Origin of the sequence: Acinetobacter sp. ANC 4805, from assembly GCF_022549495.1 — a bacterium.
Lineage (GTDB): Bacteria > Pseudomonadota > Gammaproteobacteria > Pseudomonadales > Moraxellaceae > Acinetobacter.
Genome location: NZ_JAKZGD010000008.1, coordinates 105,322 through 120,043 on the forward strand (window position 1 = coordinate 105,322; position 14,722 = coordinate 120,043).

General features: G+C 38.3%; 12 protein-coding genes. 4 read left to right on the forward strand and 8 right to left on the reverse strand.

Going from position 1 to position 14,722, the window contains the following annotated elements:
* Nucleotides 1-131: 131 nt before the first annotated feature.
* Nucleotides 132-404 (forward strand): pyocin activator PrtN family protein, encoded by a 273-nt coding sequence (locus MMP60_RS12100; RefSeq protein ID WP_004644614.1) that lies wholly within the window; start codon nt 132-134, stop codon nt 402-404.
* Here MMP60_RS12100 and MMP60_RS12105 read toward each other — a convergent pair.
* Entirely contained in the window at nt 388-1,536 is a 1,149-nt protein-coding gene (locus MMP60_RS12105) for a tyrosine-type recombinase/integrase (protein ID WP_241336482.1), read from the reverse strand. The two genes, MMP60_RS12100 and MMP60_RS12105, sit on opposite strands and share 17 nt — an antisense overlap.
* 151 nt (nt 1,537-1,687) lie before the next feature.
* Here MMP60_RS12105 and dusA point away from each other — a divergent pair, with 151 nt between their 5' ends.
* The gene (gene dusA / locus MMP60_RS12110) at nt 1,688-2,686 is read left to right on the forward strand and encodes a tRNA dihydrouridine(20/20a) synthase DusA (RefSeq protein WP_241336571.1); all 999 of its coding nucleotides are present in this window, start codon (nt 1,688-1,690) and stop codon (nt 2,684-2,686) included.
* 9 nt (nt 2,687-2,695) lie between these two features.
* Here the strand turns inward: dusA and MMP60_RS12115 are convergent, their stop codons facing one another.
* Nucleotides 2,696-3,127, reverse strand: coding sequence for a GNAT family N-acetyltransferase (locus tag MMP60_RS12115; protein WP_241336483.1), 432 nt, complete (start codon nt 3,125-3,127; stop codon nt 2,696-2,698).
* Between the two features lie 323 nt (nt 3,128-3,450).
* Between MMP60_RS12115 and MMP60_RS12120 the strand changes: the two genes are divergently transcribed.
* Entirely contained in the window at nt 3,451-3,930 is a 480-nt protein-coding gene (locus tag MMP60_RS12120; RefSeq protein WP_023274532.1) for a CHAP domain-containing protein, read from the forward strand.
* 10 nt (nt 3,931-3,940) lie between these two features.
* On the opposite strand, the gene MMP60_RS12125 is transcribed toward MMP60_RS12120, so the two are convergent.
* Both MMP60_RS12125 and acnA read right to left on the reverse strand, forming a co-directional pair.
* A complete protein-coding gene (locus tag MMP60_RS12125; protein WP_241336485.1) occupies nt 3,941-4,708 on the reverse strand; it encodes a tRNA threonylcarbamoyladenosine dehydratase in 768 nt (255 codons plus the stop codon).
* Between the two features lie 129 nt (nt 4,709-4,837).
* Entirely contained in the window at nt 4,838-7,591 is a 2,754-nt protein-coding gene (acnA, locus tag MMP60_RS12130) for an aconitate hydratase AcnA (protein WP_241336486.1), read from the reverse strand.
* A gap of 206 nt (nt 7,592-7,797) precedes the next feature.
* Between acnA and MMP60_RS12135 the strand changes: the two genes are divergently transcribed.
* Nucleotides 7,798-10,218 (forward strand): hypothetical protein, encoded by a 2,421-nt coding sequence (locus MMP60_RS12135; RefSeq protein WP_241336488.1) that lies wholly within the window; start codon nt 7,798-7,800, stop codon nt 10,216-10,218.
* On the opposite strand, the gene MMP60_RS12140 is transcribed toward MMP60_RS12135, so the two are convergent.
* From MMP60_RS12140 to MMP60_RS12155, 4 genes are all read right to left on the reverse strand, one after another.
* Nucleotides 10,199-11,029, reverse strand: coding sequence for a TatD family hydrolase (locus MMP60_RS12140; RefSeq protein WP_241336490.1), 831 nt, complete (start codon nt 11,027-11,029; stop codon nt 10,199-10,201). The genes MMP60_RS12135 and MMP60_RS12140 overlap by 20 nt on opposite strands.
* Nucleotides 11,029-11,940 carry an RsiV family protein gene (locus MMP60_RS12145; RefSeq protein WP_241336492.1) on the reverse strand — a complete coding sequence of 304 codons (912 nt, stop codon included), beginning with the start codon at nt 11,938-11,940 and terminating at the stop codon, nt 11,029-11,031. Before MMP60_RS12145 ends, MMP60_RS12140 begins: the two co-directional genes overlap by 1 nt.
* Before the next feature lie 119 nt (nt 11,941-12,059).
* On the reverse strand, nt 12,060-12,887 hold the full coding sequence (locus MMP60_RS12150) for a hypothetical protein (protein ID WP_241336494.1): 828 nt from the start codon (nt 12,885-12,887) through the stop codon (nt 12,060-12,062).
* A 162-nt stretch (nt 12,888-13,049) separates the two neighbouring features.
* Entirely contained in the window at nt 13,050-14,639 is a 1,590-nt protein-coding gene (locus tag MMP60_RS12155) for a peptide chain release factor 3 (RefSeq protein ID WP_241336496.1), read from the reverse strand.
* Nucleotides 14,640-14,722: the final 83 nt, after the last annotated feature.

Genomic DNA, 14,722 nt, shown 5'->3' on the forward strand with positions numbered 1-14,722 from the left:
ATTATTTCTAATTATTAGTATTACATAAAGACCTACATCAAAAAAATAAGATTAAGACATAGGGATGGTCAGCCTTACTTCAAAGGTGACCCATTCAAATTAAAAAAGTTTTATGTATGGAATACCACTTCATGAATTGCTTTCAAATTAATACTACCGAACTACTTTTTATAAAGTATCGTTCTATGACCGTTGAACTAATGACAGTAGTTTCTGACTATTACCCCCACCTCAGCAAAGCCGAAGCACTGAGAAAAGCGAATAATCAACAATTCCCTTTCTCAGTATTCAAAATAGATAAAAGTAAACGTGCTCCATTTTTGGTACACATTAAGGATCTTGCTGCTGTCTTGGATAAGCAATATTCAGAGGCATCCAAAGATTTTGCTACGTTTCATCGATGAGGCGTAGCACCTCCTCCAACTGTAATATATTTCTTCTCGCTTTCACTGATACATAACGCTGTAAACTCCCCCAAGAATCGTGCAAACTTACTTTCTGAATTTCAGGAATAGTAAAACTCTGTTCAGCTAATCGAGTACAGCCTTCATGTCTCAAGTCATGAAATCGTAAATCTTTAATCCCCAAAATTTTACAAGCTTCTCTAAACTCTTTACCCAAACTTTTGGGATTCAAAGGCAATAACAAATTTTCATTATGTCCAAGCTTTAGCATCCGTTCTCGAACTTCTGAATGTTTCAGTCTTTTGATCAGCTCCTTACAAGGATCAAGTACATCAAATGACTTATGATTACCTTTAGAACCATTAGGATTCTTTAAATCATGCACTTTCCACGTTGAATGATGTGGGTCATAATCTCGAAGATACAATCGTGTTAATTCAGCTTCACGTCTGCATGAGAAAATTGCAAACCACATAATCAAATGCATTGGGTATTTAGAGCCATAACGATTTAGCTTCCATCGTTCTGCAAAATACTTCGTCAATGCAATCAATTCATCTCTCGAAGGCAGTCGGTCTCTTTTTTGACTGGAGGATATTTGACGTGTTTTTCTTAACTGAGCAGTAGCTTTATCAAAGCTATTTAAATCAATATCCATTTCCCACATAACAGCAGCATGAGAAAGAACACCTCTGATATGTAAAAGCTCATGTTGCAGTGTACTAGTCGCAATAGGTTCAAGATCGAGGTACGGAATTCCACCCTTCCTTAAAGCCACATGCTCGGCCAAATGTACTGATTTTATTTTTGTGATAATATTGCGCGCAATTGGTAGCTTCTTAATTAAGAGCAGAGAATAGCGTTTCGTCCTTCCGTACTCGCTCCCGACTTCATCCAAATATTTATCTATGGCATCTGATAAGGTCAGATCAATCAACTTTTCTTTGCCAAGCAAAATATCAGGATTTTCTTGAATTTCGACTTCTCGTTTCTTAATCCAGTTTTCAGCTAATTTCTTTGAGTGAAATGTTTTACTTTCAGAAAAAGCAGGAAAGCCCTTTCGAGTGATTCGAATCGCAGCACGATAGTTAACTTTACCATCTGCACCTTTCCTTGCTGTAATTGAACCCATAATTTACACCAAAAGCTATTTTTTCTATTATGGTGTAAAATTTGGTGTAAATGCAAACGGATTCACCCACCTAAACACAGGTTCAAACAAATTCTCGCAGGTTGCAGAATATAGATTAAAGGTATGATTTTTAATGACTATTAACAAAAACATTGAAAACACTCAATCTCCGAGAATCAGTGTTGCCCCGATGATGGATTGGACAACAAAAGACTACCGTTTTTTTGCTCGCCTATTTAATCCGAATGTCGTGTTGTATACAGAAATGGTGACTACAGGTGCGATTATTTATGGTGGCGCAAATCGCCATTTAGATTTTAATCAACAAGAACACCCGATTGTTTTACAGCTAGGTGGCTCAAATCCACAAGAATTAGCCACCTGTACAAAAATGGCGGAAGACTGGGGCTATAACGAAGTCAATTTAAATGTGGGCTGTCCAAGTGATCGTGTTCAAAATAATAAGATTGGTGCATGCCTCATGGCAGAACCTAATTTAGTTGCTGAATGTATTCACAGTATGCAAAAAGCAGTCTCTATTCCTGTGACAGTGAAGCATCGTATCGGCATTGATGATATGCAGTCTTATGAAGAAATGCTGCATTTTGTCGATACAGTTGCTGCAACAGGCTGTACACACTTTATCGTGCATGCGCGTATTGCTATCTTGCAAGGCTTGTCGCCAAAAGAGAATCGTGAAGTTCCACCTTTACGCTATGAGGATGTCTATCGTTTGAAACAAGAACGCCCTCAGCTCACGATTGAGATTAATGGTGGAATCAAAACCTTTGAAGAAACACAGCAACATCTACACCATGTCGATGGTGTGATGATTGGTCGTGAAGCGTATCACAATCCCTATTTATTGGCGGAAATGGGGCAATTATGGAATTTAGAAGCACCTAATCGTTTTGATATTATGCAACAAATGCTGCCCTATATTCATCAGCGTGTTGCGGAAGGTGCCCCACTTTCAATTATTACGCGCCATATTCTTGGTTTATTCCAAAACTTGCCAGGTGCACGTAAATGGCGTCAAGCGCTCAGTGGCGGGAATGCCAAAACCATCACTGATATTGAACATGCAATTCAAAACATCCAAGTGGCGATGCAACGAACAGAAGATTATGTGAGAGAACATCAACACTAAGTTGATGTTTTAAAGATCGCTTTTCTGCATCGGAATATAACGTAGTCCACCATTTTCAATGACAGATGAGATGGTGGTAAATCCAAATTTTTCATAGATTGCTTGAGCATAACAACTTGAATTGACCGTGACACTTGAACTATTTTCTTTGATTTTATTTTCCACAAATTGCCACATCTGCTTACCCACTCCTTGTCGTTGAAAATTTTGATGCACAAAGAAGTGAATTAAATGGGCTGGTTGCCTATAAGCAATGACACCAATGAACTGCGCATTTTTCTCAAAGACAAAATATTGCATACTTGGCATTTCGAGTAATTTTTCGATCATTGTACGATTAAATTTTTCTTCGCCTTCAGTACTTATTACAAAATCGATGATATATGGCTGAATTAATGCAACAATTTCATCAATATCAGAAGGCTTGGCAGAACGTATCATTTTTACTTATTTCTTTGTTATAACATTAATAAACAATAATTTATAACAGACACATCCGATAAAGCAAACTCATCAGAAAGACCACTTTTCATCTAAAAAGAAATATAATCTTACAATTCATTTTACCCAAACTAAATAAACCTCAAGCTTTTGAAAATAAAAAAATTCTTTATATGAATTGTGCGCTAAGTTATATCTATGACTCGCTAAAAGCTATGTTATTACATTGCGATTAAGTTTTTTTAAGATTTATCGCTTACCATGTCCATCGCCAAGAATCTGGCATGAATTTGGTTATTTTTAAGATGTAATAGAGATTTTAGATGATTTACGATGTCCCCCCAATTGATCACAGCATGATTCATATGCCTTCTCAACAACTGGTTGTGGCATCTAGAAATACACCTAAATTACCAATATCAAGCTCAATTGATGTCAGTAAATTTTCGCAAAAACTTACCCGTAGAGCATCTTATCGTAGCTCATCACAATGCGCTAAATTTGTCAGAATTGCCTTGCAATCCGCAGGGGCAAATATTGTTCAACATCCTATTGCTGCATCAGACTGGGGACGCACCTTACAACAGATCGGTTATCAGCAAATTACCCCTGATTTTAATAATCCAAAACCTGGCGACATCTATATTATTCATCGTACCAAGAAACACCGTTATGGGCATATCGCTGGCTTTACAGGCTCGCAATGGGTTTCTGATTTTAAGCAAACGAGCTATGATGTTTATAATGACCAAAATGTGACTTATAGCTACTATCGTTTAGCACCACAATCTTCGCAAGCTTAATGAATTAAGTTTAGGATTTAAGTCTGATTTTATCTATCTTTTTCAGTACTTCTGCTACAGCCACCATCGCGAAACTTGAAGTAACCACTACAGCTGAACCATAGCCACCACAACGTAATCCAGCACTTGGACAAACCTCAGCACTAGAAAATGGATTATCAATCGAATACACGCAGGTAATTCCAAACTTTTCTTTTGGTTTTTTACAAATACCTTTGGCGCGTAGCTGTGTACGTAGCTTTGCTAACATCGGGTCTTGTTCAGTTTTAGATAGATCTGCGACACGGATTTTCAATGGGTCAAGCTTGCCACCTGCCCCTCCCGAAACAATCAACGGGATTTTGTTAAAACGACAATGCAGCATTAAAGCAAATTTAGCTTTAACGTCATCAATACAATCTAGAATAATCGTTGGAACTGGATTTAAGAGTTCTTTGACATTTTCAGGGGTGAGATAGTCATCAATCACATTCACTTTCATTCTTGGATTGATCTGACGACAACGCTCCGCCATGACTTCGATTTTTTCTTGTCCAAGTGTCGAACTCATCGCAGGCAATTGACGATTAATATTCGATGCAGCCACCACATCCATATCAACCAGTGTTAATTCACCGATGCCTGTACGTGCTAATGCTTCAACTGCCCAGCTTCCAACACCACCAATCCCAATCACCATGACATGACTTTGCTCATAATGTACAAATGAAGTTTCTCCATAAATTTTGGCAACACCTGCAAAACGGCGGTCATATTCATCATTTTGGAGATCAGTCATGCGTACATCTAAAATTGGTAAAATCGTGTTTATTTTACCTGAATATGTCCTTGGATTGAATGTAGGCTGATAGATTTCATCCCAACAAGAATAAAGCCCTGCTGCCTACAGGGCTGCATTCGATTTATATCAAGCCGCAATTAAATGACGCAGTACATAATGCAAAATACCACCTGCTTTAAAATATTCGACCTCGTTCAAAGTATCGATTCGGCACAACACTTTAAACTGGCCTTGGCTGCCATCCTCTCGCAATACGTCAATATCCAAACCTTGATGCGGTTGAATATCATCGGACAATCCATGAATTGAGAGCACTTCACGACCTGTTAAATTTAAGGATTGGCGACTTTGCCCATCCACAAACTGCAATGGCAATACCCCCATACCGACCAGATTGGAACGGTGAATTCGTTCAAAACTTTCGGCAATCACTGCTTTTACACCCAATAAATTCGTGCCTTTGGCAGCCCAATCACGGGATGACCCAGTGCCATATTCCTTACCCGCAATAATAATTAATGGCGTTTGTTGCTGCTGATAAAGCATAGAAGCATCATAAATCGGCAACTTTTCTCCTGTTGGAATATAGATCGTGTTTCCACCTTCTTCGCCGCCCAACATTTCATTCTTAATGCGGATATTGGCAAAAGTTCCTCGCATCATCACTTCATGGTTGCCACGTCGAGATCCATAAGAGTTGAAATCTTTGGCTTCAACGCCTTGTTCTTGTAGATAGCGTCCAGCAGGACTATCTTTCTTGATATTACCCGCAGGAGAAATATGATCGGTAGTCACTGAATCTCCAAGCACAGCCAAAATACGTGCTTGTTCAATATTACGAATCGGTTTCGGTGGCTGGCTAATGTTTTCAAAAAACGGAGGATGACGAATATAGGTCGAATGATCTTGCCAAGCATAGGTCTGACTTTGAGGAATCTGAATCGCCTGCCATGCTGCATCACCATCAAATACTGCTGCGTACTCTTTATGGAACATCGCTGTATTTACACGCTGTAGCGCATGATCAATTTCCGCCTGACTTGGCCAAATATCTTTCAAATAGACCGCTTGCCCATCCTTCCCTAGACCAATCGGTTGCGTCGTTAAATCTGTACGGATATTGCCTGTCAAACCATAAGCCACCACCAAAGGTGGTGAAGCCAACCAGTTAGTTTTCACTAAAGGATGAACACGCCCTTCAAAATTACGATTACCTGAAAGAACTGAAGCTACATTCAGGTCATGGCACTGAATCGCTTCTTCAATCGGTTCAGGCAGAGGCCCAGAGTTACCAATACATGTGGTACAGCCATAACCGACAAGGTTATAACCCAACTCATCCAAATACAGCGTTAAACCTGCCGCAGCCAAATAATCGGTCACCACTTTAGAACCAGGGGCAAGCGAACTTTTCACCCACGGTTTACGCTGTAGACCTTTTTCAATCGCTTTCTTAGCGAGGAGTCCTGCGGCTAACATCACACTCGGGTTAGACGTATTGGTACATGAGGTAATCGCAGAAATCACCACATCACCATCATGGAGTGGATAAGATTTTCCATCAATCATACAGGAAGGGCTTTGATTGGATAAGTTTGCTGTTTTGACTTCGACCGCTGTGCCGCCGCCTTCATTTTCCAAACGCTCTTTCGCCTCTTTGGCGGGCTTTAGCGTTAGTTCCATCAATGCATGAAAAGTTTTAGGAACATCTGACAACAAAACACGATCTTGTGGACGTTTAGGGCCTGCCAAACTTGCCTGAACAGTCGTCATATCCAAGCTCAGTGTATCAGTAAAAACGGGTTCATCGCCTGCATTACGCCATAGGCCCTGCGCTTTACTATAGGCTTCGACCAAATCAATTCGATCTTGTTGGCGACCTGTCAGTACCAAATATGCCAAAGTTACTTCATCAATCGGGAAGAAACCACAGGTTGCACCGTATTCTGGCGCCATATTGGCTATGGTGGCACGGTCAGCTAAAGGTAAATCCGCCAAACCATCACCGTAGAATTCGACAAATTTACCAACCACACCTTTTTGACGTAACATCTGAGTAATGGTTAACACTAGATCTGTTGCGGTAATCCCTTCATTGAGTTTTCCTGTCAATTTGAAACCAATCACTTCAGGAATCAGCATCGACACTGGCTGCCCAAGCATTGCCGCTTCTGCTTCAATCCCTCCGACACCCCAGCCCAATACACCCAATCCATTGATCATGGTGGTGTGTGAGTCTGTTCCCACCAATGTATCAGGGAAAGCAAAAGTTTGTCCCTCATCTTCGCCTAGCCATACCGCTTGAGCCAGATACTCTAAATTGACTTGGTGGCAAATCCCCGTACCGGGTGGAACAACACTAAAGTTATTAAATGCTGATTGTCCCCAACGTAAAAATTGATAGCGCTCACCATTACGCTGCATTTCAATTTCAACATTTTCAGCAAAAGCATTTTCATCTGCAAAGTGATCAACCATCACAGAATGGTCAATCACCAAATCGACTGGCGATAAGGGATTGATACGGTTTGGATCACCCCCCACTTGAGCCATTGCAGCACGCATCGCAGCAAGGTCAACCACCGCAGGAACACCTGTGAAATCCTGCATCAATACACGTGCAGGTCGATATTGAATTTCCTGATCTGAGCTTCTGTGTTTTTGCCAATCGACTAAGGCTTGAATATGCTCTACTTTTACACTTTTTTGATCTTCAAAACGAAGTAAGTTTTCAAGCAAAATCTTTAATGACTTAGGCAATCGATCAATATTTCCTAGTGTTTGAGCGGCTTGAGGGAGATTAAAAATTTGATAGGATTTTGTACCTACCCTGAGCGTTTGTAATGCATTGAAACTATTGATTTTGCTATATCTGGCCATTAGGTTACCCTCCCAGTATTGGCGAGTTTATTTATTATGATGTTCTTCCTTTAATGTAAGCCTGTTTAGAAAAGAGTTTGTTCCCTTTTGGTTATCTTATTTTTATCGAGATTATTGTCTTATTCATCTCTTGTTTACATATTTTTATTATGCTAATTTTCAGAATTAATAATTTACAAAACAAAAACTTACGGGATTAATTTAGAATGTCATCACAACTATCTTTTTTAAGATTTACTGACTGGAAAAATGAATTTGAGCTTGAAGAATTTAATCAATTTCTTTCTGAGTTTGATATTGATGACCCTGAGTTTTTAGTCTGGATTGAGCATAATCAAGCTCCTTATGCTTATTTTCAATTTTATAGCTTATTAGTCAAAAACTACCATCATCAACAACAAGACATTAGCAAAATTTTAACGTTTCTACTTTTACAAAAACCTGATCATCGCAGTGCATTTATCAGCTACATCAAAGAACCTCAGAAAAAATATCCTGATATTTTGGATTTAGAGAAATTTGAAGAAGTTTTACTTCAACATCTAAAATATCAAGATATTCCTAGTTATTTTTTAGAATTTGAATCTTTATTTAATGCCTGTTGCTTATTTTATTTTAGTTTTCAAAAAATCCCAACTTATCTTTGTCAATACGTCACTATAGAGAATACCAAGCTGATCCAACAACTTATCCAATGTAGTTATTGGCATAATCAAGATTATGGAGTTTTGGATAAATTACTAGAGTTTACTAAAAAAGGTTATCGTTATAATATTTATCATGATCTAAAAAATTGGGCAGAACGCAGCGAAAATTTAAACATTAGAGAAAAAATTGCTACGATTATGCAGCTTATACTGAGTGATTTATTAAAAGAACCAACGCCATATTTTACTGAAACTTATCTTCATGCACTACAAAATCATCAAGCCAATACAATCGAAGGTTATATTGATTTTTTACGTTATTTACCAAATACAAAAACCAAAGAGCTTTTAAATCAAATTATTGAAAATAAAAATTTACATATTGCGATTCGTTTTGAATCAATTTTAGTATATTTCTTAACTTTCCAACAACAGCATCCTCTCAAGCAAGAGCTCACCCATAATTTACTCACTCTGCCATTAAATCAACGTTGGGGCAGTTGTTCGAGTAATAACGGTTTCGTCTATAGTTATGATTTATTTAAACAAACCGATTTTTTTAGTTTAGATGAAACTTTATTGGCATTACAAAGCACTCAATGGTGCTACGAAGCCTGTAAACCTTTACATAATTATAGTAAAGAAATTGAAATACAACAAAAGATTATTAGCTCTGTCATTGATGCAATTGCTGCAATGTTTCAACGGATGCTTAAAGTTGATGCTAATGATTATGTCAATGCAGCTCCGATTGGATATTTAGCTCATGTATTAAAATCTTATGATTTAAACTCACTCCAACACCAACAATTAGAACACACATTATTGGATGGTTTAGAAAAATGTATAGACCACTTTAGCGAACAAAAACATCTGCATAAAGAACTTACTGAGATAATTCATTCATTAGATTTTAATGTACCTGACTCATATTTTGATTTATTAGGCAAATGGGAAAAATGTGCTTTAAAATGGCAAAAACAAGGTTTAACATCAGAACAAATCTTTCAAATGCTGATTGATGCCGAAGCCATTCCTTCAAATAAAGTATTTAACCCTGATTATCCTGTCCTTCCTAATGCTTTATTTCCAGACAATGAAGCCGAAAATTTTTTAATGTACAATCCTAGAGGTGATGAACCATTCTATATAGCATTATTCAATAACTTTTTCCCGTATAAAGTTAAATGGTTTTGGAATGATGCAGATTTATCGAATATTCCAAGCGACCAAATTATTCATTTCAATCAAGTTAACCCTCAATTAGAATGGCAAAGTATTAAAGATTTCTATTTCCAATATAATGAAAAATATTATCATTTTTTTATTTATGATTTTATGGGCAGAGATTGGGTGAATCAACCATCCATCATGGCTGTATTTCATCAAATATTACAACATTTTAATATAACAAATAAGGTTATTTATAGTCTTGGCGATAATGAGGGTTGGGGCGGAAATGAAATTTATTTTGCAGCCCACCCCGAAAAATTTGATGAACTGAATAAAACTCTGCAAACGCCATGTGAAAATATTTCCAAATTTTTCATTCCTGAATCCAAAAGCCCAGAATTTTTAAATATCGAAGCACAATATAGACAAGTTATTGCCAATCAAGGATTTATTTCAGATTTAAATCAAACTTTTATTCGAATTCCAGAAATACAATCTCAAACATCTAGAGAAGCCAAAGAATGGTTGATTCATATGATTGATGAAATGCGTCATCAGGCATTGAACTATTTAGTGCTGGATGATTTTACGCAAAAAGCAATTGATATACGCAATTTATTTATCAGTCTGGCTTTAAACATGGTAGGTGATTACTGTGTTGCGAACAATTTGAAAAAGCAATTCCCACTATGGAAAAATACTCGTTATCAAAATGAAATCCTAAATTTTAAACAAAGAATGGATCTATTAGAGACTATTTTTAATACCGAGGATTTAGCAACTCATCTTAAATATCCCTATGATTAACGAATAAACTTAAGGCTTGAATACTATTTTCCCATAACTTTTGAGCCAAGCTTTCAGATTCTATATTAAGAACTTGGCTTAAATCTTGTAATACATAAGGCAAATTCACAGGTGTATTTCTGGTGCGATGCTCAGTCGAAGTTTGACAACACAACGGCGTCATATCAGGACAATCTGTTTCAATCACCAAATTTTCACTGCCTATAACTTGCACCACTTGATGCAGTTTTTTGGCATTCGGATTGGTAATTTGTCCTGTGACCCCAATTTTAAAACCTAGCTTGATCAGTGCTTTGGCTTCTTCTACGCCACCACTAAAAGCATGGGCGATACCACCTAATTTAAACTTTTGCGCTTTTAAAATGGCAATGCTTTCTGCATGTGCTTTGCGGATATGCAATAACACAGGTTTTTGATATTGCTTGGCAAGTTCCAGTTGCTCAATAAAATAATACTGCTGTTTAGCGAAAAGTTCGGACTGCTTATGTTGTTTTAAAAAAGTATCTAAACCAATTTCACCCACCGCCACACAATCATGTTGTTGCAATATCTGCTCAAGCCGCTGTAAATGTACCTGTTGATGCTGTTCGATATAAAAAGGATGTAAACCTGGTGCAAGATAAGACTGAGGGACATTTTCCCAATGTTGTAATTGCTGATGCGTCTGGATGAGTTCATCAAATCTCGATTCCAAGAAACCAATTAAGACCAGTGCATCGACCCCTACTCGCTTGGCGTGTAAAGCCAATTGTTGCCGATCAGCATCAAAATCGGCAACATCAAAATGAGTATGAGTATCAAATAATTGCATTAACTTTTACGGGTATCAGTTGCAACAGGTGTAGACGCTGCTGCGATATCCACTTTTGGCAAATACTCAGGCTTTAACACGCCTTGTAATTCACTAAATGGAATCACCAACCGCGGTAAGCCCACCACATATGGACCTATTTCATATTCACCATATTGTAGAATTAGACCTTGCTCTCCCAATAAAAAGTTATCGGTCACTTGGAACTGCCATGCCTGTTCATATTCTTCAGGATTATTCGCAAGCTTGGCATCAACAATCCAGACTTTAAACGCATCATGTGCCAACTTATCCAATTTTGCCTTTTGTTTTGGCAACAATAGATCATGCAATTGCACCTGCTTCTGATGTGCTAAATCAAAGTTATAGTAACGTTGCGACGTTGAACCATGCGCTCCTCCAAGATAACTACTGCTATTCAATACCACAGTTGCGAGCTTGCCTTTCGGTTGTAAAATCTTTGGCTTAATCATCAAACTGATTTGATGACTACTGCTCAAAGCCTTCAGCTCTTCATCAATCTTTATAAATGAATTGGCATATCGTTGAGCTTGGATATCTAAACTTTGCTTTTGTTCATTGGTCTGTGGGGTTGATACAACCGAATCATCAGCACCAACCACATCGAGTATTTTACTGAGTTGATCTAGAATCTGCTGATCCAATAATTGATCAATAAATGGGAAATTGGTTTGCAAACGTTCAACGGTAAAATCAGGGCAAGTATTGCCCTTACACTCAGGCAGCGTCACTTGTAATTTGACAGTTTCGCCACGTAAAGTGGGTTCGGTTGGCTGTACAACAGGTGGGTCTTGTGGTTTATCCTCTGGCGTTTTAGGTTCTGATTTCGGTTGGCATGCTGTAAGTAAAATGGCACAAGCAAGAATGCTATATTTATAAAATGTTTTCATCTGAAACCCATACGCATTGTTATTACACAAGATTTTTAGATGCTATCGAACTTAATGCAAAACCGCTACAAGCACATGCAATTTCTATACGAAATTCAGGAAACTTTGCCTTACACAGACTAAAACATTTGTTGATAAATTTCAGGTTGTAAGATTTGTTTACTTTGCTCGATTGTTAAATAAATATCCAACTGTGGCGCATCTTTACTGATTTCATTGGCACGATAATGTAAACCAATTCCTTCACCATCAAAGAACCAGTCTGCTTGCCCCCAATACAATTTTTTCGGTACTTGTTTTTTAACTTCCGAAGATTGCTTCTCAATCCACTGTTGATAATGCGTTTGGATAATATCATTCAAGACATTTTGCTGATTTTTTTGTATGACATCAAGCATGGTAAGGTTCTTCTGTAACTTACGATCTGCCACAAAGAAATAGAAACGGTCTTTAACCGCAATATCTTCTTGTTGGGCATCGACACCAACTTGCAACAAAATATATTGATTGCGCTGTGATGCAATGCGTGTACTGACATGCAACTCATACGCTTTATTTCTTGAATATTTATCTTGCCATTCATCAGACTTTTTCACATAGGCATTCACTGCTTGTTGAAGTGTTAGATTTTTATTCTGCTCAATCTGCTGTTGTATGACATTGGCCTGATTTTTTGCAATCCAACCATTTAACCATTCATCTTGGGTCTTAATGGTTTGAATATCCACATCAATACAGTTCTTCTTTTCACAGAATGGTAATGCGTAATCAGCCTTAGCTTCTTGCATATTGAGGTAGGGTAAAACCTCTGCTTTTTCAGCGTGTGCGCTCTGCTCGGTTGCTGATTTTTCTGAATTATTGTCCTTTTGCTTAGGATGATCACAAGCAGTTAAAGCCAACATTCCAATCATTATACTGACAGCAAAAAGTGGTCTTAAAGTGTTCATCTCATCATCCTTTATTTTAATCCCTCCCTTACGCTGCTACAATCGCAGCTCACCCTTTATAAAAGGGAGGAGCATCACGAATCTAAATAATGATAGAACTCATGAAAAAGTCCCTCTTTTATAAAGATGGGTGAGGAGCGTTAAAGCTCCGCAAGGGAGATTCTAGTGTTCGCGTGTGTTACGGAACTGAATATCAGGCCAGCGCTCTTGCATCAACTGCAAGTTTACACGGCTTGGTGCTAAATACGTTAAGTGACCACCACCATCAACAGACAATTGATCATGTGCTTTTTTCTTAAATTCATTGAAAATCTTTTCATCATCACAATGCACCCAACGTACAGTATGCACACTCACTGGCTCATAAATACAGTCGACTTTGTATTCTTCTTTCAAACGATAAGCGACCACATCAAACTGTAGCACCCCTACCGCACCGACAATGAGATCGTTACTCATTTGTGGCATGAATACCTGAGTTGCACCTTCTTCAGATAACTCTTTCAGACCTTTTTGTAATTGCTTAGATTTCAAAGGATCACGTAAACGCACACGGCGGAACATTTCAGGAGCAAAGTGTGGAATCCCCGTGAAATGTAATTTTTCACCACTGGTGAACGTATCTCCGATCTGGATTGTACCGTGGTTATGCAGACCAATGATGTCGCCTGGCCACGCTTCTTCGAGATGCTCACGCTCGCCTGCAAGGAAAGTTAATGCATCACTAATACGTACATCTTTACCAATACGCACATGATTCATTTTCAAACCTTTTTCATATTTACCTGAGCAAATACGCATAAAGGCAATACGGTCACGGTGTTTAGGATCCATATTGGCTTGAATCTTAAATACAAAACCTGTGAAACCTTCTTCATTGGCATCTACGATACGTTCTTGAGTTGGATGCGCTTTAGGTTCTGGTGCCCAGTTGATAAATGCATCAAGCACGTGATCAACGGCGAAGTTACCCAATGCTGTACCAAACAGTACAGGCGTTTGTTTACCTTGTAAGAACAACTCACGGTCAAGTGGCTCATTTGCCATTTGTACGAGTTCAAGTGATTCTTCAAAAGATGCCCAAGCTAATTCACCCACTTTTTCACGAATATCGGCATGATCATAGCCATCACGCACTTCAATATCGGTAATGGTTGAACCGAAGCCCGCTTTATAAACATAAAGTTTATTCTCAAGTAAATGATATACGCCTGCAAAGTCACGCCCCATACCGAGCGGCCATGTGAGTGGAACACAGCGAATATTCAAGACATTTTCAATTTCATCGAGCAACTCTAATGGCTCGCGAATTTCGCGGTCCATTTTGTTGACGAATGAAATGATCGGTGTATCGCGCATACGACACACTTCCATCAATTTAATGGTACGTTCTTCAACACCTTTTGCACCATCAATCACCATCAGTGCAGAATCGACCGCCGTTAAAGTACGATAAGTATCTTCCGAGAAATCTTCATGTCCCGGTGTATCAAGAAGATTAATGGTGTGCTTTTTATATGGAAATTGCATAACTGACGTTGTAATCGAAATACCACGTTCTTTTTCCATTTCCATCCAGTCAGATGTTGCCGCGCGATCAGACTTACGGCTTTTTACCATCCCCGCAACCTGAATCGCTTTACCCCATAACAAAAGTTTTTCTGTCATGGTGGTTTTACCCGCATCGGGGTGGGAAATGATCGCAAAGGTACGTCGTTGGGCAACTTGTGCCGCTAATTCATCTTTAAACATGAGAAACAATCTTCAATATGTACGCAGTTATGTACACATTTCTTAATATGTACCTTAACTGAAAAAGTGATAATTCAAAATTG

Coding starts and splice junctions, on each gene's coding strand:
- MMP60_RS12140 (WP_241336490.1), bottom strand. CDS start 11,029: ATGCAATTATTTGATACTCATACTCATTTTGATGTTGCCGATTTTGAT.
- MMP60_RS12135 (WP_241336488.1), top strand. CDS start 7,798: ATGTCATCACAACTATCTTTTTTAAGATTTACTGACTGGAAAAATGAA.
- MMP60_RS12155 (WP_241336496.1), bottom strand. CDS start 14,639: ATGTTTAAAGATGAATTAGCGGCACAAGTTGCCCAACGACGTACCTTT.
- MMP60_RS12125 (WP_241336485.1), bottom strand. CDS start 4,708: ATGACTGATCTCCAAAATGATGAATATGACCGCCGTTTTGCAGGTGTT.
- MMP60_RS12105 (WP_241336482.1), bottom strand. CDS start 1,536: ATGGGTTCAATTACAGCAAGGAAAGGTGCAGATGGTAAAGTTAACTAT.
- acnA (WP_241336486.1), bottom strand. CDS start 7,591: ATGGCCAGATATAGCAAAATCAATAGTTTCAATGCATTACAAACGCTC.
- MMP60_RS12150 (WP_241336494.1), bottom strand. CDS start 12,887: ATGAACACTTTAAGACCACTTTTTGCTGTCAGTATAATGATTGGAATG.
- MMP60_RS12115 (WP_241336483.1), bottom strand. CDS start 3,127: ATGATACGTTCTGCCAAGCCTTCTGATATTGATGAAATTGTTGCATTA.
- MMP60_RS12100 (WP_004644614.1), top strand. CDS start 132: ATGAATTGCTTTCAAATTAATACTACCGAACTACTTTTTATAAAGTAT.
- MMP60_RS12145 (WP_241336492.1), bottom strand. CDS start 11,940: ATGAAAACATTTTATAAATATAGCATTCTTGCTTGTGCCATTTTACTT.
- MMP60_RS12120 (WP_023274532.1), top strand. CDS start 3,451: ATGATTTACGATGTCCCCCCAATTGATCACAGCATGATTCATATGCCT.